Annotated in this window: 20 protein-coding genes; 17 read left to right on the plus strand and 3 right to left on the minus strand. The window is 71.6% G+C overall.

Annotated features, from left to right (window positions below; translation table 11 throughout):
• The first annotated feature begins 179 nt into the window (after positions 1-179).
• The 4 genes from J2X21_RS22915 to J2X21_RS22930 are packed head-to-tail and all read left to right on the plus strand — an operon-like array spanning position 180 to position 3,317.
• The gene (locus J2X21_RS22915; RefSeq protein WP_310332442.1) at positions 180-1,112 is read left to right on the plus strand and encodes an ornithine cyclodeaminase family protein; all 933 of its coding nucleotides are present in this window, start codon (positions 180-182) and stop codon (positions 1,110-1,112) included.
• On the plus strand, positions 1,112-2,527 hold the full coding sequence (gene dacB / locus J2X21_RS22920) for a D-alanyl-D-alanine carboxypeptidase/D-alanyl-D-alanine endopeptidase (RefSeq protein WP_310332443.1): 1,416 nt from the start codon (positions 1,112-1,114) through the stop codon (positions 2,525-2,527). Before J2X21_RS22915 ends, dacB begins: the two co-directional genes overlap by 1 nt.
• 28 nt (positions 2,528-2,555) lie before the next feature.
• A complete protein-coding gene (locus J2X21_RS22925; RefSeq protein ID WP_310332444.1) occupies positions 2,556-3,068 on the plus strand; it encodes a substrate-binding periplasmic protein in 513 nt (170 codons plus the stop codon).
• 48 nt (positions 3,069-3,116) lie between these two features.
• Positions 3,117-3,317 (plus strand): hypothetical protein, encoded by a 201-nt coding sequence (locus J2X21_RS22930; protein WP_310332445.1) that lies wholly within the window; start codon positions 3,117-3,119, stop codon positions 3,315-3,317.
• On the opposite strand, the gene J2X21_RS22935 is transcribed toward J2X21_RS22930, so the two are convergent.
• Positions 3,310-4,350 (minus strand): S66 peptidase family protein, encoded by a 1,041-nt coding sequence (locus J2X21_RS22935; protein WP_310332446.1) that lies wholly within the window; start codon positions 4,348-4,350, stop codon positions 3,310-3,312. The genes J2X21_RS22930 and J2X21_RS22935 overlap by 8 nt on opposite strands.
• Before the next feature lie 49 nt (positions 4,351-4,399).
• Between J2X21_RS22935 and J2X21_RS22940 the strand changes: the two genes are divergently transcribed.
• Positions 4,400-5,233: a hypothetical protein gene (locus tag J2X21_RS22940; RefSeq protein ID WP_310332447.1), complete on the plus strand. Its 834-nt coding sequence runs from the start codon at positions 4,400-4,402 to the stop codon at positions 5,231-5,233.
• A gap of 33 nt (positions 5,234-5,266) precedes the next feature.
• Entirely contained in the window at positions 5,267-5,506 is a 240-nt protein-coding gene (locus tag J2X21_RS22945; protein WP_310332448.1) for a DUF1653 domain-containing protein, read from the plus strand.
• Here J2X21_RS22945 and J2X21_RS22950 read toward each other — a convergent pair.
• Positions 5,503-6,405 (minus strand): LysR family transcriptional regulator, encoded by a 903-nt coding sequence (locus tag J2X21_RS22950; protein WP_310332449.1) that lies wholly within the window; start codon positions 6,403-6,405, stop codon positions 5,503-5,505. The genes J2X21_RS22945 and J2X21_RS22950 overlap by 4 nt on opposite strands.
• Positions 6,406-6,515: 110 nt before the next feature.
• Here J2X21_RS22950 and J2X21_RS22955 point away from each other — a divergent pair, with 110 nt between their 5' ends.
• From J2X21_RS22955 to J2X21_RS22985, 7 genes are all read left to right on the plus strand, one after another.
• A complete protein-coding gene (locus tag J2X21_RS22955; RefSeq protein ID WP_310332450.1) occupies positions 6,516-7,595 on the plus strand; it encodes an alkene reductase in 1,080 nt (359 codons plus the stop codon).
• Positions 7,596-7,616: 21 nt separating this feature from the next.
• A complete protein-coding gene (locus tag J2X21_RS22960) occupies positions 7,617-8,630 on the plus strand; it encodes an aldo/keto reductase (protein ID WP_310332451.1) in 1,014 nt (337 codons plus the stop codon).
• 28 nt (positions 8,631-8,658) lie between these two features.
• Complete coding sequence (locus J2X21_RS22965) at positions 8,659-9,480, plus strand: substrate-binding periplasmic protein (protein WP_310332452.1); 822 nt, start codon at positions 8,659-8,661, stop codon at positions 9,478-9,480.
• A gap of 144 nt (positions 9,481-9,624) precedes the next feature.
• Positions 9,625-11,184, plus strand: coding sequence for a methyl-accepting chemotaxis protein (locus tag J2X21_RS22970; protein ID WP_310332453.1), 1,560 nt, complete (start codon positions 9,625-9,627; stop codon positions 11,182-11,184).
• Positions 11,185-11,191: 7 nt separating this feature from the next.
• Entirely contained in the window at positions 11,192-11,692 is a 501-nt protein-coding gene (locus tag J2X21_RS22975) for a chemotaxis protein CheW (RefSeq protein ID WP_310332454.1), read from the plus strand.
• A gap of 95 nt (positions 11,693-11,787) precedes the next feature.
• Positions 11,788-13,053 carry a winged helix-turn-helix domain-containing protein gene (locus J2X21_RS22980; RefSeq protein ID WP_310332455.1) on the plus strand — a complete coding sequence of 422 codons (1,266 nt, stop codon included), beginning with the start codon at positions 11,788-11,790 and terminating at the stop codon, positions 13,051-13,053.
• A gap of 56 nt (positions 13,054-13,109) precedes the next feature.
• Positions 13,110-14,546, plus strand: a complete 1,437-nt coding sequence (locus tag J2X21_RS22985; RefSeq protein WP_310332456.1) for a C13 family peptidase — start codon at positions 13,110-13,112, stop codon at positions 14,544-14,546.
• Positions 14,547-14,706: 160 nt separating this feature from the next.
• Here J2X21_RS22985 and J2X21_RS22990 read toward each other — a convergent pair whose 3' ends face one another.
• On the minus strand, positions 14,707-15,303 hold the full coding sequence (locus J2X21_RS22990) for a twin-arginine translocation signal domain-containing protein (RefSeq protein WP_310332457.1): 597 nt from the start codon (positions 15,301-15,303) through the stop codon (positions 14,707-14,709).
• Positions 15,304-15,385: 82 nt separating this feature from the next.
• On the opposite strand from J2X21_RS22990, the gene J2X21_RS22995 reads away from it, so the two are divergent.
• From J2X21_RS22995 to J2X21_RS23010, 4 genes are all read left to right on the plus strand, one after another.
• Positions 15,386-16,345, plus strand: coding sequence for a helix-turn-helix transcriptional regulator (locus J2X21_RS22995; protein ID WP_310332458.1), 960 nt, complete (start codon positions 15,386-15,388; stop codon positions 16,343-16,345).
• Positions 16,346-16,354: 9 nt separating this feature from the next.
• Complete coding sequence (locus J2X21_RS23000; RefSeq protein ID WP_310332459.1) at positions 16,355-16,819, plus strand: GNAT family N-acetyltransferase; 465 nt, start codon at positions 16,355-16,357, stop codon at positions 16,817-16,819.
• Between the two features lie 63 nt (positions 16,820-16,882).
• Positions 16,883-17,341 carry a (2Fe-2S)-binding protein gene (locus tag J2X21_RS23005; RefSeq protein WP_310332460.1) on the plus strand — a complete coding sequence of 153 codons (459 nt, stop codon included), beginning with the start codon at positions 16,883-16,885 and terminating at the stop codon, positions 17,339-17,341.
• Between the two features lie 10 nt (positions 17,342-17,351).
• Entirely contained in the window at positions 17,352-19,580 is a 2,229-nt protein-coding gene (locus tag J2X21_RS23010) for a xanthine dehydrogenase family protein molybdopterin-binding subunit (protein ID WP_310332461.1), read from the plus strand.
• Positions 19,581-19,624: the final 44 nt, after the last annotated feature.

Genomic DNA, 19,624 nt, shown 5'->3' on the forward strand with positions numbered 1-19,624 from the left:
GGCGATGTTGACGGGCGCGCGTGGGGCCGCCCAGGGGGCCGCACCCCAGGTGTTGCGTGCCGTTCAATGAATGCTTGTGCGCGGCGCATAACCTGCGGGAATGTGTGGTTGAGCGAAAGCACGCCGACGGTGCAAGCCAGCCCCTCTACAGTGAGAACAGCCCCGTTGTGGAGACTTGCATGCGATTGATCACCGAGGCCGACGTTGCGGCCCAACTCGACCCCGCGAGCGCCGTTATCGCGCTGCGTGCCGCCTTTGCCCAGCATGGCCGCGGCCAGGCCCAGGTGCTGGCCCGCCACCGCGCGACCACCACGCAGGATGGCGCCGCGCTGGCCATCAGCGCGATGGGCGCCATCCTCGACGCCGATGGCGACCTGCCCGCCGTGCTGGGCACCAAGGTCTACTCGGCGCGCAACGGCAAGTACAACTTCCTCGTCAGCCTGTTCTCGGCCGCCACCGGCCAGGCCATCGCGACGCTGGAGGCCAACGAGTTCACGCGGCTGCGCACGGCCGCGGCCAGCGCCGTGGCGGCCGATCTGCTGGCGCTGCCCAACGCGCGCACGCTGGCCATCTTCGGCGCCGGCATCCAGGCGCGCGCCCATGCCGAGGCGCTGGCCCGCGTGCGCCGCTTCGAGCGCGTGCTGGTCTGTGCGCGCACGGGCGCGCAAGCCCTGGCCCGCGAACTGGGCGAGCAGCTCAACCTGACCGTGCGCGCGGTCGACGCGGCCGAGGCGGCTGCGGAGGCGGACGTCGTCGTCACCGCCACGCGCTCGCCCACGCCGCTGTTCGACGGCGCGCTCGTGAAGCCCGGCGCCTTCGTCGCCGCGGTGGGTTCCTCTACCCGTGCCGCGCGCGAGCTGGACGACGCGCTGCTGGGCCGGGCGTCGCTGGTGGTCGTCGAATGGCGCACCGCCGCCGAGCTGGAGGCCGGCGACATCGTGCAGGCCGCGCCGGGCGTCATCGCGCCGGACCGGCTGGTGGAACTGGGCGAGCTGGTCGTGCAGCCGCGCGCCCGCGGCCCGCAGGACATCGTCGTCTACAAGAGCGTGGGCATAGGCCTGGAAGACGTGGCGCTGGCGCGTCTGGTGGCTCATCGGCTCGGAGCTTGTTGATGCGGGTCGCCCTCCTTGCCGCCGCGCTGCTGCTGGCCGGCTGCGCGACCACCTCCGTGCCCGATCCGGTGCAGGCCGCGCTGGACAAGGCCGGCCTGCCGGCGCGGAGCCTGGGCTATGTGTTGCAGCCGCTGGATGGCTCGCGGCCGGCCGTCACCCGCCGCGCCGACGACGCGATGTCGCCCGGCTCGACGATGAAGCTGGTCACCGCGACGGTCGCGCTGGACAAGCTGGGCATCAACCACCGCGGCCGCACCGAGCTGCTGGCGGCTGCGGCCCCCGTCAACGGCGTCATCGACGGTGCGCTGATCCTGCGCGGCGTGGCCGATCCCGACCTCGACTGGCCCGCGCTGTGGTGGCTGCTGCGCCAGCTGCGCGAGAGCGGCGTGCGCGAGATCCGCGGCGGCCTCGTCGTGGACCGCGCGCTGTTCAACCCGACCCGCTTCGACGTGGGCCTGCCGCCCTTCGACGACGCGCCCGAGTTTGGCTACAACGTCATCCCCGATGCACTGCACCTGAACGGCAGCCTGCTGGACTACGAGCTGCAGGCCACGCCCACCGGCGTGTCGGTGCGCACGCTGCCGGCGCTGCCGGGCCTGACGGTGGATGCCAGTGCGATGACGCTGTCCACGCGGCTATGCAAGGACTGGGACGAGGACTGGAAGCGTGCCGCCATGCAGCCCGTGGGCGACGGCTGGGCGCTGAAGCTGCAGGGCGCTTTCCCCGCCGGTTGCCGCCAGCGCGCGGCGCTGCAGATCGTCGACCGGCAATGGTTGGTCGCGCGCGCCGTGCGGCAGTTCTGGGCCGAGCTGGGCGGCACGATGGGCGCGGGCGATGTGGAAGCCGCCGCGCCGGCCGGTGCCGTCGTGCTGGCCACGCACCGCGGTCGGCCGCTGGCCGAGGTGTTGCGCGGCGTCATGAAGAGCAGCGACAACGCGCTGACGAGGCTGATCTATCTGCAGCTGGGCGCACAGGCGGCGCAGGGTGGCGAGCCCACGCTGGCGGCGTCCGAGCGCGTCGTGCGCGGCTGGTTCCAGGCACAAGGCCTGGACGACCGCGGCCTGGTGCTGGACAACGGCTCGGGCCTGTCGCGCAGCGAGCGCATCAGCCCCGCGCAGCTGGCCGGCCTGCTGCGCGCGGGCCAGCGCGGCGCGCAGGCGCCCGAGCTGCTGGCCACGCTGCCCATCGCGGGACTGGACGGCACCTTGTCGCGCCGGCTGAAGGACGGCCCGGCCACCGGTGCCGCGCGCCTCAAGACTGGCACGCTGCGCGACGCCGTGGGCCTGGCCGGCTTCGTGCCGGACGCGAACGGCAAGCCCTGGGTCTTCGTCGCGCTGCTGAACGATCCGCAGGCGGCGGCCAAGGGCCGGCCGGTGCTGGATGCGCTGGTGAACTGGGTGGCGACGCAGCGCTGATCTATCCTCGGCCGCAGGAGGTTGCGGCATGCGGTGGGCAGTGGCGGTGATGTTGGCGGCGGCGGGCGTGGCGCAGGCCGCGCCACGCGAGCTGCGCTTCGTCACCGAGGCACTGCCGCCCTATAGCCAGCAGGTCGACGGCCGCGCCACCGGCCCCATGGTGGACGTGCTGCAGGCCACCTGCGCGCGCCTGAACTGGCGCTGCACGGTGCAGGTCCTGCCGTGGCGGCGCGCGCTGCGCATCGCGCAGGCAGGCGAGGTGGAGGGCTTGTTCGCCATCGTCTCGCCGCCAACCACGCGGCCGCGCTTCCATGTGTCGCCACCGGTCATCGACGCGCGCTACCTGTTGTACGCCCGCGCCGGCGAGAGCCTGCAGTTCGACGGCGACACGCGGCCGCTGGCCGGGCGCCGCCTGGGCGTCTACGGCCCGTCGGCCGCCGAGGATGCACTGCGCGCGCTGCTGGCCGGCGTGGCCGATGCGCAGGTCGAGGTCGAGACCGACAACCGCACCGTGCTGCGCAAGCTGGCCGCCGGACGCTAGGGCAACGGCGGCCTGGCGCTGGCCAACGAGGCGGTGGCGGAGCAGCTGATGCGCGATGAATCGCTGGCCGGCCTGCGCGTGGCCGGCGAGGTCAAGCGCTTCGGCTATGCCTTCGGGCTGAACCGCGAGCGCACGGACGCGGCCAGCGCGGCCGACTTCGCGAGCGCGCTGACCGCGCTGTGCCGCAGCGGCCGCGTCGCAGAACTGCTGAAGCCGTACGGGCTGCCGGCGTCGGCGTGCGTCAGATGACGGCCGGCCCCAGCAACCGGATCGTCCCTGCATCCGCATCCATCTCCGCCACCGCCCCCACCGGCACCGTCAGCTTGCGTTTGATGTGGCCGATGGCCGCGCCTCGGTAGACGGGGATGTTCAGCGGCAGGAAGTAGTCGTCGAACACCTCCTCCAGCGTCAGGCTGCCGTAGCCGTCGCCCGGCTCGCACTTGGTGAAGCGGCCCAGCACCACACCGGCCAGCTGGCCCAAGGCGCCGGTCAGACGCAGCGTGGAGAGGCAGCGGTCGATGCGGTAGATGTACTCGTTGATGTCTTCCAGGAACAGGATGGCGCCGCGGCAGTCGGGGAAGTAGGGGGTGCCTGCGAGCGACGCGAGCACCGTCAGGTTGCCGCCCACCAGCCGGCCCTGCGCCTTGCCGGCGCGCACGGTGGTGATGCGCTCCTCGCGGGCGAGCAGGTCATCGGCCGGCTTGACGACCGGGTTGCGCAGCAGCGCGGCCTCGGCGTTCATCGCGACGGCCTTGAAGCTCTGCACCGAGTAGTCGTTCCACTCCGACACGGCCACCGGGCTGTGGAAGGCGACCAGGCCGGTCTGGCGGTGCAGCGCGTTGACCAGGCTGGTCAGGTCGCTGAAGCCGCCGAAGAACTTCGGCTTGCGGCGGATCAGCTCGTAGTCCAGCTTGTCGACGATGCGGTTGCAGCCCGAGCCGCCGGTCATCGCGAGGATGCCGGCCACGCCGTCGTCCGCGAACATCGCGTTGACGTCCGCGGCGCGCTGCGCGTCGGTGCCGGCAAAGGGGCCGCGGCGCGCGGCGACGTGTTCGCCCAGCTTGACCTTGAAGCCCAGCGCCTGCAGCGACTCGATGGCGATCTTCAGCGGTTCGCGCTCGTAGGTCGCGTTGGCGGGGCTGATCAGGCCCAGCGTGTCGCCGGCGCGCAGACGCGCGGGGCGCAGCGGGCCGGTGGTGGCGGTCGCGGCCTGGGCGCTGCCGGCCAGCAGGCTGGATGCGGCGGCGCTGAAGTGCAGTAGTTGACGGCGGGACGGGTTCATGTCGGTGTCGCTCGGTCAGAAATGAGGGGGCAACCGCATACTCGGTCGCGTGGACCTGAGCAGTTTCAAGCGCGGCATTGTGTGCGCCCTCGCGGCGTGCCTGCTGCCGGCCGCGGGCCTGGCGCAAACCGGCAGCTGTCCGGCGCGGTTGCGCGTGGCCTTCAGCGAGTCGCCGGCTGAGCCCTTTCTGCGCGGGCAGGGCGCCGGATTCGCTGCGTCACCCGGCCTTCTGGTGACGTGGACGCGCGCCGCGCTGAAGCGGCTGGGCTGCCTGGAACGCGCCGAGTTCGTGCGGCTGCCGTCGCGACGGGTGAAGGCGCTCGTCGAAACCGGAGATCTCGATCTGGTGGCGGGTGTTGCGCGCGGCGGGCCGGTGGCGGCGTTGCTGGCATTGCCGCCGGTGACCGGCGCGCGTGGCGAGTTCGATCTCAGCCTGGGGCGCGTCGACTACGTGCTTTATGCGCGCCGCGGCCTGCTGACCAATGACAGCGGCAATGCCACCGCGCTGCCGGTGCTGCCCGATGGCGCGCGCATCGGCGCGATGGCGGGCGGCCGTGCCGAGGCGCTGGCGCGCGAGCGCGGTTGGCCGGTGGACCCGGCACCCAGCCACGAAAGTTCGCTGCAGAAGCTGCGCGCCGGACGCACGCCGCTGCTGCTGACGCACAGCCATTTGCTGGACGAGCGGCTGCGCCGCGACCCGCAACTGGCCCGCGAGATCGAGCGCTTCGGCCCGGTCATCGAGACGCTGCGGCTGCAGGTGGGCGTGCTGCCCGCGCTGGCGCAGCGCGAGCCGGCTTTCGCGGAGGCGCTGTGGCGCGAGCTGTGCCGCGAATCCGCGGCCAGCGGCCGCCAGGTCCCGGGCGCCTGCGTGATCCCGCCCTGAAGGCGCACCGCGGCGCTGGGTTCCAATGCGCCCATGAGCGACGCCGACCTTCCGCCCCTGCCCCCCATCACCCCTGGCCGCTATCGCCACTACAAGGGCGGTGAGTACGAGGTGCTGGCCACCGCCCGCCACAGCGAGACGCTGGAGGCGGTGGTGGTCTACCGGCCGCTTTACAACGACAGCGGCTGGTGGGTGCGGCCTTACGAGATGTTCACCGGCACGCTGGCCGTGGACGGCGTCGTGCGCGCGCGCTTCGAGCGCATCGCGGGCTAGGCCGCGATCTCCTGCGCCACCTCCGCGATCAGCCCGCGCAGCCATCGGTGGGCGGGATCGGCGCGGTAGCGCACATGCCAGGCCATCTCGACGGGGAAGCGGCCCAGGTCCACCGGCGCCGGCAACACCTTGAGGCGTGGGTCGCTGCGCAGCCGCTCGCAGATCAGCCGCGGCAGCGTGGCGCAGTAGTCGGTCACGGCGATCATGTCGGGGATGGCCAGGAAATGCGTGACCGACACGGCCACGTCGCGCTTGAGCCCCTGGCGCTCCAGCGCCTGGAACAGGCCCACGCGCAGCCGCCCCGGCGGCAGCATGTTGACGTGGCGCAGCTGCTCGTACTGCTTCTTCGTCAGACGGTCGCCCACCGTCGGATGGTCGGCCCGTACGACGCAGGCGAGGCCGTCGTCCATCAGCGGCTGCACGACGACGTTGTCCGGCGGGTCGGTGATGCGGCCTAGCGCCAGCGCGGTGGAGCCTGAGATGACACCGGTCTCAGCCAGATCGGTGCCGTAGGGCGTCAGCCGCAGCCGCAGCCCCGGCGCGCGCTCGCGCAGCCGCGCGACGATGGCCGGCATCAGCACGAACTCCACATAGCTGTTGGGCGCCAGCGTGACGAGCTGGCGGGCCTGGGCGGGGTCGAATTCCTGCTGGCCGTGGATGACCTCGTCCAGCCCGGCCAGCGCCGCGGCGATGACGGGCGCCAGCTCCTGCGCCTTGGGCGTGGGCTGCATGCCGTAGCGCTCGCGGATGAACAGCGGGTCCTGCATCAGGGTGCGCAGCCGGGTCAGCGCGTTGGACAGCGCCGGCTGCGTGATGCCCAGCCGCTCGGCCGCCCGCGTGACGCTGCGTTCCTCCACCAGAGCCAGGAACACGGGCAACAGGTTCAGGTCGTAGCGCATGCAGATATGTTGATTTGTGAATGTCTGGAATTCAACAGATAAATTGGATGAATGTAGTGCGGGTGCCCATCATTGCTTCACCGCAAGCCGCCAACCCCCTGGAGATCTGCATGGACACCCTTTTCACCCCCACCCGCATCGGCGCCATCGACGTGACCAACCGCATCGCGATGGCCCCGCTGACCCGCTCCCGCGCCGGCATGGACGGCGTGCCGTCGCCGCTGGCCGTCGAGTACTACCGCCAGCGCGCCACGGCCGGCCTGCTGATTGCCGAGGCCACCAACATCTCGCGCCAGGGCCGTGGCTATGCGTACACGCCGGGCCTGTACACGGACGAGCAGGTCCGGGCCTGGAAGCGCGTCACCGACGCGGTGCATGCCGAGGGCGGCAAGATCGTCGTGCAGCTGTGGCATGTGGGCCGCATGTCGCACACCAGCCTGCAGGAAGGCGGCGCCGCGCCGGTCGCGCCATCGGCGCTGCAGGCCGGGGGCCAGGTCTACACCGAGGCGGGCCACCAGCCGCCATCCGCGCCGCGGGCGCTGACGCTGGACGAGATTGCCGCCATCGTCGAGGACTACCGCCAGGCCGCGCTGCGCGCCCAGGCCGCCGGCTTCGACGGCGTGGAGGTGCACGCCGCCAACGGATATCTGCTGGAGCAGTTCCTGCGCGACAGCACCAACCAGCGCACCGACCACTATGGCGGCTCCATCGAGAACCGCACCCGGCTGGCGCTGGAGGTGGTGGACGCCGTCGCCGGCGTCTGGGGCGCCGACCGCGTGGGCGTGCGGCTGTCGCCACTGTCCACCGCCATCGGCGACACGCCGCTGGACAGCACGCCCATGCCCACCCACACCTATCTGGTGAGCCAGCTCAGCGCACGCGGCCTGGCCTGGCTGCACCTGGTCGAGGGCCAGATGCACGGCGACACCGGCCAGCCGGCCGTGGACACTGCCGTGCTGAAGCAGGCCTTCGGCGGCACCTATATCGCCAACAACGGCTACGACCGCCAGCGCGCGCTGGAGGCCACCGCCTCGGGCCATGCCGACATGGTCGCCTTCGGTCGGGCCTTCATCGGCAACCCCGACCTCGTCACCCGTCTGCGCGACAACACGCCGCTGTTCGACGCGCCCGCGGCCGCCTACTTTGGTGGTGGCGCCGAGGGCTACACGCAGTTCGCCCAAGCGGCCTGAACCCTTCTCAAGGAGCACGCCATGGCATTGAAAGACATCCTCCCCGGCAAGCTGGGCTTTGGCACCGCGCCGCTGGGCAACATGTTCCGCGACATCCCCGAGGCCGAGGCCCGCGCGACGGTGGACGCGGCCTGGAACGATGGCATCCGCTACTTCGACAACGCTCCCTTCTACGGTGCCGGCCTGGCCGAACTGCGCATGGGCGACGCGCTGGCCGGCAAGGCGCGCGGCGACTACGTCATCAGCACCAAGGTGGGCCGCCTGGTGCTGGACGAGGTGGAAGACGTCAGCGCCCGCGACCTGGGCGAGAAGGGCGACGTGTTCAAGCACGGCCGGCCCAACCGCATCGTCAACGACTACTCGGCCGACGCGACGCTGCGTTCCATAGAGGACAGCCTGAAGCGCCTGAGGACCGACCGCCTGGACATCGTCTGGGTGCACGACGTCGCGCAGGACTTCTATGGCGACGAGTGGCTGTCCGTCTTCGAAAGCGCGCGCCAAGGCGCATTCAAGATGCTGGACCGGCTGCGCGACGAAGGCGTCATCAAGGCCTGGGGCCTGGGCGTCAACCGTGTGCAGCCCATCGAGCTGCTGCTGGACCTGGACGGCCCGCGGCCCGACGGCTTCCTGCTGGCCGGCCGCTACACGCTGCTGGACCACGACCAGGCGCTGCAGCGCGTGATGCCCCAGGTGGCTGCGCGCGGGCTGGGCATCGTCGTGGGCGGGCCCTACAGCTCGGGCGCGCTGGTGGGCGGCCCGAACTTCGAGTACGCGCCGCTCAAGCCCGAGATGCGCGACCGCATCGCCCGCATCAAGGCCGTCGCCGACCGCCACGGCATCAGCATGAAGGCCGCCGGCCTGCAGTTCGCGCTGGCCCACCCGGCCGTCGCTGCGGTCATCCCGGGCGCGAGCCGGCCCGAGCGCATCGCCGAGGACGGTGCCGCGCTGGCCGAACGCGTGCCGGCCGGCTTCTGGCGCGAGCTGCGCGAGGGCGGCCTGGTAAACCCGGCTGCGCCGCTGCCCATCGACCGTTGAGCCCTGGACGGCCAGGCGAGGAGACCCCATGGCTGCCTTCTCCTGGCGATGGCTGCTGGCGTTGCTGGTCGGCGCCGACTGCGCCGCCGCGCCGACGACGCTGAAGTTCGTCACCAAGCCCTTCGCGCCCTACACGCAGGCCGGGCCCGATGGCCGGCCCGCCGGGCCGCTGGTGGAACTGCTGCAGGCCGCCTGCGCGCGGCTGGCCTGGCATTGCGTCGTCGAGCAACTGCCCTGGCGGCGCGCGCTGGGCCAGGCCGAGCGCGGCGAGGTGGATGGCCTGTTCCCCGTCGTCGACTCGCCCGGTCGCCGCGCCAGCTTCCATGTCAGCGCGCCGGTCGTCGCGGCGCGCTATGTGCTGCTGGGGCGCTCCGGCCCGGCCGTGGCGCTTGGCACCGGCCACCCCACGCTGGCGGGCCGCACGTTGGCCGCCTACGGCCCGTCGGATGCAGCGGCGACGCTGCAGCAACTGGTGGCCGGCGTGTCACAGGTGCGCACCGAGATCGAGCCTGACCATGCGACGGTGCTGCGCAAGCTGGGTGCCGGCCGCTATGGCGAAGACGGCCTGGCGCTGGTCAACGAGGCGGTGGCCGAGCGCCAACGCTTGAGCACCGACCTGGGTGGCGCCACGCCGGTGGCGGTGGTCAAGGACGTGGCCTATGCCTATGCCCTCGTGCCGTCCCGGGTCGATGCGGCTCAGGCACTGGTCTTTGCCCGGACGCTGCAGGCGCTTTGCGCGAGCGGCGTGGCGGCCGAGATCTTCCGCCCCCATGGGTTGCCCGCCGCAGCCTGCCCGGCAGCGGCCGCGTCGCACGCGCGACAGCTGCTTGCACCGGCTCGCCGGCAATAAGTCACGACGGGCTGGCTGACAGTGAGCTGTCATCGGACTTTCATCAGGATTTGACGAATTAGGGTTTCTACGATGTTTCCCATTGCCGGCACCCCCTGAATGCGGGGGTTTTGGCGGGCCAAACCAACATCGGAGACCTGATTCATGAAGTGGTTCCAAGACCTGAAGATCGCCACCAAGCTGGTGGTGTCCTTCGTTGCCGTGCTGGTGCTGACCGCCGGCCTGGGCGTGTTCGCCATCGTCGAGCTGGCCCGCGTGAACCGGACCGCCACCGACCTTGCGGAGAACTGGATGCCGGCCGTCAAGGCCGCCGGCGACATCCGCTACAGCCTGGCCCGCCTGCGCTCGTTCTCGCAGCAGCATGTGCTGGCCGACACCGCGGACCTGAAGAAGGGCTACGAAGAGACCATGACCGGCCTGCTCGGCAAACTGGACAAGGACCGCAAGGCCTACGAGGCGTTGCTGTCGGAGCCGGAAGAGAAGAAGGCCTATGCCGAGTTCTCCGAGCTGCTGGTCACGTATCTGGGCGCGCACCAGCAGCTGCTGGCCTTGTCCCGCGAGCACAAGAACGACGACGCCCTTGCGCTGATGCGCGGCGTCGGCAAGGACAGCTTCCGGGCCATGGAAGCGCGCATCGAGGAGATCATCCAGGTCAACGAGGCGGGCGCCGACGAGGCCAACCGCCTGGGCGACGAGCTGTACGCCACGGCACGCGGCTGGGTCATCGGCCTGCTGGTGGTGTGCATCGCGCTGGGCATGCTGCTGGCGCTGGGCGTGGCCCGCCTGATCTCGCGCTCGCTTCAGGAGGCGGTGGCCGTGGCCCGCAGCGTGGCGGACGGCGACCTGACGCACCGCATCGTGGTGCGCAGCCAGGACGAAACCGGCCAGCTGATGCAGACCCTGGGCGACATGACGGGCAGCCTGACGCGGCTGATCGACCGCGTGCGCACCAGCTCCGACTCCATCGCCACCGGCTCGTCGCAGATCGCCACCGGCAACGCCGACCTGTCGCAGCGCACCGAGGAGCAGGCGTCCAACCTGCAGCAGACCGCGGCCTCGATGGAGCAGCTGACCGTCACCGTGCAGCAGAACGCCGACACGGCGCGCCAGGCCACGCAGCTGTCGGCCACGGCGTCGGCCGTCGCGTCGCGCGGCGGCGAGGTGGTGGGCCAGGTCGTCGAGGTGATGGGCCGCGTGTCGGCCAGCTCCAAGAAGATCGGCGACATCATCGGCGTCATCGACGGCATCGCCTTCCAGACCAACATCCTGGCGCTGAACGCGGCGGTGGAAGCCGCGCGGGCCGGCGAGCAGGGCCGCGGCTTCGCGGTGGTGGCGTCCGAGGTGCGCGCGCTGGCCAGCCGCTCGGCCGACGCGGCCAAGGAGATCAAGGTGCTGATCGGCCAGAGCGTCGACACCGTGGAGGAGGGCAGCAGCCTGGTGGACGCCGCCGGCCGCACGATGGCCGAGATCCAGGACCAGGTGCGCCGCGTCAGCGACCTGATGGGCGAGATCGGCGCGGCCAGCCACGAGCAGTCGCAGGGCATCGGCCAGGTGGGCGATGCCGTCCAGCAACTGGACCAGGTCACGCAGCAGAACGCAGCCCTCGTGGAGGAAAGCGCCGCCGCGGCCGACAGCCTCAACCAGCAGGCCCAGTTGCTGACGCAGGCCGTCTCCGTATTCCGCATCAACCACGCATTGGCCTGAGGTCGACATGCATGCACTGACCACGGCGCCCACGCCTCTTGCCCCCGCCGCATCGGCCGAGTACCTGAGCTTCCGCCTCGGCGACGAGGAGTACGGCATCGGCATCCGCCAGGTGCAGGAGATCCGCTCCTACGAGGTGCCGGTGGGCATTCCCAACGCGCCCGAGGTGCTGCGCGGCATGCTGGACCTGCGCGGCGTCATCACCCCCATCGTGGACCTGCGGCTGGCCTTCGGCCAGGCGGCGCCGTGCACGCCGCAGACCGGCGTCATCGTGCTGAACCTGGGCGAGCGCCTGGTGGGCGTCGTCGTGGACGCCGTGTCCGACGTGCTGGAACTGGGCGAGCAACACATCCGCCCGGCGCCGCGCCTGAGCAGCCCCGGCTTCGACACCAGCTTCGTGACCGGCATCGCCACCGTGGAGCAGCGCATGCTGATCCTGATGGACATCGCGCGCCTGCTCGACAACCCCGCGCTGGGCCTGTCCGGCGCCTTGCACGCCGCGGCCTGAGTCGTGGCCGCTCGCCGCGCGGCGGGGCAGTCCCGATAGAGTCCGGCCAGGCTCCCGCTGGAGAGGAGCTCTCGACACTCGGGATATCGACGCGCATGGCCCTGGATCTGACGCTGGACGGGCAGCCCACCTGGCAGGACTCGCCGCTGTTCCTGCCCCCCAAGGAAAGCGCGGTGCTGGCGCTGATGATCCGCGCGCAGCCGCAGGCGGTCAGCAAGGCCGACATCATCGAACACGCCTGGGGCGGCTCGGCCGTGTCCGACGACAGCCTGAGCCGTTGCATCAGCCAGCTGCGCCGGGCGCTGCCCGACGTGAAGATCGAGGCCGTCTACGGCTTCGGCTACCGGTTGGTGCAGCCCGAGCCCGCGGTGCACAGCCGCATGCAGGCCGTCGTGAAGGCGCCGCCCGACGTCGTCGAGGCCTACCTGCATGCGTGGGAGCTGGCCCAGCACGGCACGCCGCGCGGCATGGGCCGGGCGCTGACCGTGCTGCGCGCCATCGTGGCCGAGTACCCCGACTACGCACCGGCCCGCGTGTCGCTGGCCGCCACCATGGGTGCCGCCGTGGGCTGGGGCATGGCGGCGGAACTGGGCGTCAGCGTGGCCGACGCGCAAGCCCAGCTCGATGCCGCCGGACCGCACGAGGCCGGCGTGCGCGTCGCCCGCGCGTGGCTGGCCGACATGGACTGGCGCTTCGACGACGCGGAGGCGCTGTTCCGCGCGGCCTACCGCGAGCAGCCGGATGACGCCGAACTGCTGCCCCTGTTCGGCTGGCACCTGCTGGCCACGGGCCGCAGCGGCGAGGCGGTGGGCGTGCTGCGCCGCGCCGTCGCGCAGCGGCCCTTCGCGGTCTATCCGCGCGTGATGCTGGCGCGGGCGCTGGGCTATGACGGCCAGCCCGAGGCCGCGTTGCGCGAAGCCCAGCGCGCCGAACTGGACCATCCCGACAACGTGCTGGCCATCAGCCAGCACCTGTTGTGGCGCGCCTACCTGAACCCGGGCCCGGCGCTGGTCGAGCCCGCGCTGCGCCTGCATGCGCGCACCGATGCGCCGTCCTATGTGCGCGCCACGCAGACCATCGTGCTGGCGCGCTGCGGCGAGTCCGCCCGGGCGCTGGCGCTGATCGACGCGGCGCTGGCCGACGACCACTACAACGCGGCGAGCAACGTGCTGTTCGCGCCGGCGCTGGCGGTGCTGGGCCAGGTGGACCGGGCGGCGGCGCTGGTCGACGCGGCCTTTCGCGCGCGCTGCGGCCTGCTGCCGCTGGTGCTGAATGCGCCGCTGAAGCTGCTGGCGGCGCACCCCGACGTGCAGCGCCTGCAGGGTCAGTTCAAGTGGCGGCAGGCGCCCGTGGCGGACTGAGGCTTCGCCGATCTCCCGCGGAACTGCTTCATAGTGCAGGCCGGGAGGGCGAGGGGATGGACGAAGAGCAAGGGCTGCCAGACGCGCCCGAGGCCGCAGCCGACATGCCGCAGGCACCGGCTGGCGTGACGCCGCCGGCGCGGCGTGGCGGCCTGGCCTGGTTGCGCGAGGGCGCGCGCGTGCTGGCATTCCGGCCGCCGCGCTGGGACGGCTTGCAGGCGCGGCCGCTGACGCTGGCCGTGCTGGTGCTGGCCAGCTATCCGATCGCGCTGGTCATGCAGCGCGCGCTGATGGATGGCGAGCCGCGCTTCCTGTGGAACGGCATCCTCGCCGGCTGGGTGGGCACGGCGGCGTGGGCCTGGCTGTGCTGGGTGGTGGTGCGCTCGCGCACGGCGGCCGTGGGCCCGGCGACGCTGCTGGCAGTCTCCGCGGCGGCGGGGCTGGTCCTCAACGCCATCGGCGGCGTGGCGGTGCTGGCGTTGCGGGCAGCCTGGGGCCCGGGCGATGACTGGCCCGCCGCGCTGTCCTGGGCCGTCTGGCTGACGCCGCTGTCCTGGGCCGCGCTGATGCAGGCCGTGCTGCTGTGGCGCGAGGCCGGAACGCGGGCCGCGCGTGCGGTGCTGCTGATGGTGTTGCCCATCCCCTGGCTGGTCGGCGGCTGGCTGGCGCCGGTGAGCTTCTGGTGGAGCGAGCCGCCCGCCGATGCTGAGGCCAGCTTTGCCGGACTGCCGCTGACCGACGAGATCGTGGCCGCCCAGTCGGAGCTGCTGGACGAGGCGCTGGCCCAGCTGCCGGCGCCGCAGCCCGGGCGCATCAATGTTTACGGCCTGACCTACGCGCCCTACGCGTCCGAGGACGTGTTCATGCGCGAGAGCGCCACGGTTGCCAAGACGATGCGCGAGCGCTTCGGTGCCGGCATGGTGGAGCTGGTGGTCAACCCCGCCACGGCAGCATCGCTGCCCTGGGCCACGCCGCTGAACCTGCGCCACAGCATCGCGCGCATCGCCGCGCGGATGGACCGCGAGCGCGACGTGCTGATCCTGCACCTGACATCGCACGGCGGCGCCGACGGCCGCCTGGCCACCGAGACCTGGCCGCTGCAGACCGAACCCATGACGCCGCAGCTGCTGAAGCGCTGGCTGGACGAGGCCGGCGTGCGCTGGCGCGTGGTGTCCGTGTCGGCCTGCTATTCGGGCAGCTGGGTGGAACCGCTGGCCGGCGACGGCACGCTGGTCATGACCGCAGCGGACGCCGACCATACCTCCTACGGCTGCGGCCGCAAGTCGGAACTGACCTTCTTCGGCCGCGCGATGTACGCGGAGGAGTTGCGCCGGACGCTGTCGTTCACCGACGCGCACGCCGCGGCGCGCAACGCCATCGAAGTGCGCGAGCAGGAGGCCGGCAAGAGCGACGGCTATTCAAACCCGCAACTGCGCATGGGTGAGGCGATACGGCCCGTGCTGCAGCGTCTGGAGCGCGAGTTGGGCGGCTGACGAGCGCGACGCCCGGTGTTCGGGCCGAGCGCCGGGCCGCTCCCAAGCCGGCCCACTTGGGCGATGTGCTTGCGGCTCAACGCCGCAAGCATCGCCGTTCCCTCGGGGGACCGACTGGGCTTGCCCGCGTTCAGCGCGGCAAGACCGGGCGAGGGGCTCGTCAAGCCACGAGCGTCCAGGCCATGTCCCAGTCCAGTGTCCAGGTCTTGCCACCGTCGCGCGACACGGCCTGCTGCCAGCGGCAGGACGTGGGCGTGATGCGGTCCCACACGCTGCGGTAGAGCTGCGGTTTGCCGTCCACCTCCGAGGCCTCTTCGAAGATGCCGGCGCCGTTCTCGAAGCTGCCCTTGAGGCCTTGCGCGCCCAGCTCGCCAGCCGCGCCGTTGACCCAGAAGTCGCTCCACTGCGCCTTCTTCACGTCCAGCAGCCGCAGGCCCATGCCGCTGAACTGGCGCGCCGGGATGCGCAGCTCCTCCACGCTACAGATGCCGGCCAGGATGGCGTGCACGGTGGCCTCGCCGTCGAAGACATCCCAGCGGCCGTCGCGGTAGCGGCGGTTGACGATCTTCCAGCGGCCGGTCAGGAAGTCGAAGTCGCCGGGCTTGCCGGGCGAGCGCGTGGCGGACAGCGTGCCGGTCATTGCGGGGCCGGGCTGCGGCACGGCGGTTTCGGCCGCTTCCGCGGCGGTCGCGCCGGCCAGGCCCAGTGCGGCGGCGGCCTGCAGCAGCTGGCGGCGCTCGATGTCGGGGGTATTCATGGGGTCTCCAGTGGTTGAGGCCCGCATGCTGCGACTTCAAAGCTGACAGGCGGCGTCATGTTTTTGCGCCACACTGCCCTTCATGCGTGCCAGCCGCCTGTTGTCCATCCTGATCCTGCTGCAGCTGCGCCCGCAGATCACGGCGCCGGCGCTGGCGCGCGAGTTCGAGGTGTCGGTGCGCACCATCCTGCGCGACATCGACGAGCTGTCGGCGGCCGGCGTGCCGGTCTATGCCGAGCGCGGCCGCGGCGGCGGCTTCCGGCTGCGCGAGGGTTTTGCGACGCGGCTCAACGGCCTGCTGGGCGACGAGGCGCAGGCGCTGCCGCTGCTGGGCCTGCCCGGCGCGGCCAGCGAGCTGGGCCTGGGTGGCGCGTCGCAGCGGCTGCGGGTCAAGCTGCAGTCGGCGCTGCCCGGCGACACGGCCGCGCTGGCCGGCCGGCTGCAGGCGCGGCTGCACGTGGACCCGCTGGACTGGTATCAGGGCGGCGAGCCGGCCGCCCATCTGCCGGCGCTGGCCCAGGCGGTGCTGGAGTGCCGCGTCGTCGAGCTGGACTATCTGAGCTGGAAGGGCGAGCGCCACTGGCGCGCCGAGCCGCTGGGCCTGGTGCTGAAGGGCGGCAGCTGGTATGCCGTCATGCGGGCCGGTGCGCGCACGATGACGCTGAAGGTGTCCAACGTGCTGACGCTGGCGGTGAGCGACGAGACCTTCGACCGGCCCGACGACTTCGAGCTGGCGGCCTGGTGGCAGGCGTCGCTGCAGCGCTTCGAGCGCGAGCTGCGGCCCGGCATGGCGGTGCTGCGGCTCACCGCCGAGGGTCGGCGGCGGCTGGTTGAGAAGGGCAGCTATGCGGCGCAGGCGATCGCCGCGGCCACCGTGGACAAGCGGGGCCTGGCGCGCGTGCGCCTGCCGATAGAAAGCGTTGAGCAGGCGGCGCGGCTGGTGCTGTCGCTGGCGCCCGAGGCCCAGGCGCTGGAGCCCGCCGAACTGCGTCGTCAGGTGGCGACCTGGGCCGGGCAGCTGGCGCGCCAGCACAAGGCATAGTCGCGCGCCATGCGCATCGCCCTCGAATCGCCGGACCAGCCCGACGTCATCGCCCTCATCAACGAGCTGGACGCCTACCAGGACTCGCTGTACCCGCCGGAGAGCCGCCATGCGCTGGACCTCAGCGTGCTGGTGCAGCCGCATGTGCTGTTCGCCGTGGCGCGCGATGCGCAGCGGCAGGCGGTGGGCTGCGGCGCCGTCGTGCTGGACGCGCAGGCGGGCGAGCTGAAGCGCATGTTCGTCAGCCCGCGCGCGCGGGGCCAGCGCGTGGCGCAGCGGTTGCTGGCGCTGCTGGAGGCGCAGGCGGCCAAGCGCGGCTGCCTGCTGCTGCAGCTGGAGACCGGGCCCTACCAGCCCGAAGCGCTGGGCCTGTACGCGCGCTGCGGTTTCGAGCGCCGCGGGCCGTTCGGCGACTATGCGGACGATCCGCTCAGCGTGTTCATGCAGAAGGCTCTTGGCGAACACAAAGCCTGACTTGTTTCCTCGGGTGCCGCTTCTGGCTAGAGTCGTCGCGCATCTCACACCCGGAGACCCCCCATGATCAACCTGACCGTCAACGGTCGCGCCGTCGCGCTGGACGCCGAACCGGACATGCCCCTGCTGTGGGCCGTGCGCGAGGAGCTGAAGCTGACCGGCAGCAAATTCGGCTGCGGCGCGGCGCAATGCGGCGCCTGCACCATGCATGTGGCCGGCGCGCCGGTGCGCAGCTGCCTGACGCCGATCTCGTCCGTCGCCGGCAGCCCGGTGACCACCATCGAAGGCCTGGCCGGCGACAAGGTGGGCCAGGCCGTGCAGGCCGCCTGGGTGGCGCATGACGTGGCGCAGTGCGGCTACTGTCAGAGCGGGCAGATCATGAGCGCCGTGGCCCTGCTCAAGAGCAACAAGAAGCCCAGCGACGCGCAGATTGACGAAGCCATGGCCGGCAACATCTGCCGCTGTGGCACCTACACCCGCATCCGCGCCGCCATCCATGCGGCCGCGGGTCAATTGGCTTGAGGAGGACGCCATGCTGAATCCACGCCGACTCGACGCCGCCCTGACTGGCAGCCTGTCCCGCCGCGCCTTCGTCACCACCACCGTGGGTGGCGCCGTGGGCCTGGCCCTGCTACCGGGCCTGAGCACCGCCCAGCAACAGGCCAACGCCAAACCGGGCAGCAAGCCCACCGAGCAGCCCATCGCCTTCGTCAGCATCGCCAAGGACGGCACCACCACCATCCTGTGCAACCGCATGGACATGGGCCAGGGCATTGAAACCGGCCTGGCCATGATCTGCGCCGAGGAGCTGGAGGCCGACTGGGCCAAGGTCCGCACCGGCTTCGGCGACCAGAAGCCGGGCTATGTGGACCCGGCCATGGGCATCCACCTGACCGGCGGCTCCAACTCGGTGAAGAACAGCTACCAGCAGTACCGCGAGCTGGGCGCCCGCACCAAGGCCATGCTGATCGCGGCCGCGGCCCAGAGCTGGGGCGTGCCGGCCGCGTCGCTGAAGGCCGAGAAGGGCGTCATCTCGGGCGGCGGCAGGAGCGCCGGCTACGGCGAGTTCTTCGAGGCCGCGATGAAGCAGCCGGTGCCCGAGGCCGTCACGCTGAAGGATCCCAAGACCTTCCAGCTGATCGGCAAGCCCACCGGCTTGGTCGTCGCCCAGGCCAAGAGCACGGGCGGCCAGGCCTATGGCATGGACATCGACCTGCCCGGCATGGTGGTGGCCGTCATCCAGCGCCCGCCGGTGTTTAACGGCAAAGTGGGCAAGCTGGATTCGGCCGAGGCGCTGAAGGTCAAGGGCGTGAAGGCCGTGCTGCCGGTCACCCTGGACCGCGGCGGCCAGGGCGTGGCCGTCGTGGCCAGCGGCTACTGGGCCGCCAAGAAGGGGCGCGATGCGCTGAAGGTGGACTGGGACGTCTCCGGCGTCGCCAAGCCCGACACGGCCGCGCTGACCCAGCAATACCTGGCACTCGCGAAGACACCGGGCCTGCCCGCGCCCAAGCCCGAGTTCCAGGCCGATGTCAGCGGCTGGAGCAAGGCGCCGAAAAAGATCACGGCGGACTTCGTCTTCCCCTATCTGAACCACGCGCAGATGGAGCCGCTGGCCTGCACGGTGGACCTGAAGGCCGACCGCTGCGACGTCTATTACGCGGCGCAGATGCCCGGCATCGATGCGATGAACCTGGCCCAGGCCGTGAAGCTGAAGCCCGAACAGGTGCAGATCCACGTGCAGATGGCCGGCGGCGGTTTCGGCCGCCGCGCGACGCCGGCGACCGAATGGCCGCGCGAGGCCGCGGCCGTGGCCGTGGCGCTGGCCCAGGCCGGCCAGCGCGCGCCGGTCAAGGTGATCTGGAGCCGTGAGGACGACGTCAAGGCCGGCTACTACCGGCCCATGACCGTGCACCGCGCCGAGATCGGCTTCGACGCCAAGGGCAACATCGCCGGCTGGCAGCACCGCATCGTCAGCCAGGGCATCATGAAGGGCACGGCCTTCGAGGCCTGGGGCGTGCAGAAGGGCGTGGACGGCACCGCGACCGAAGGCATGCGCGAGCCCTACGAGTTTCCGATGAACCTCAGCGTGCACCACCCGGACGTCAACGTGCCGGTGCTGTGGTGGCGCTCGGTGGGCTCCACGCACACGGCCTACGTGATGGAGACGCTGGTCGACGAGATCGCGTTCGCCACCAAGCAGGATCCGGTCGCCTACCGGCAGAAGCTGATGGCCGGCAACCCCAAGGCGGCCCGCCACACGGCCGCGCTGCAGGCGGCGGTGGACAAGAGCGGCTACGGCAAGCGCAAGCTCAAGGCCGGCCAGGCCTGGGGCGTGGCGGTGCACGAGAGCTTCGAGTCCGTCGTGGCCTATGTGGTCGTTGCCAGCATGAAGGGCAAGGGCAAGGACCGCCAGGCGGTGCTGCAGGAGGTACATGCCGGCGTGCACTGCAACCTGTGCGTGAACCCGCGCTCGGTCGAGGCGCAGGTGCAGGGCTCGGCCATCATGGCGCTGGCCACAACGATGCCCACGCACCGCATCACGCTGAAGGACGGTGTCGTCGAGCAGAACAACTTCTACGACATGGCCATGCCGCGCATCACCGATGCGCCGCAGGTCATCACCGTCAGCATCGTGCCCAGCAACGACCCGCCCAAGGGCATGGGCGAGCCGGGCGTGCCGCCGCTGGCGCCGGCGTTCGCCAACGCGGTGGCGCGCTTGACCGGCCAGCGCCAGCGCGAGCTGCCGTTCAAGTTCGCCTGAGGACGAGGCGGCATGAAAAAGGCGGGCCCTCGGGCCCGCCTTGC

This window comes from Roseateles asaccharophilus (assembly GCF_031458115.1).
Taxonomy (GTDB): Bacteria; Pseudomonadota; Gammaproteobacteria; order Burkholderiales; family Burkholderiaceae_C; genus Pelomonas; species Pelomonas asaccharophilus_A.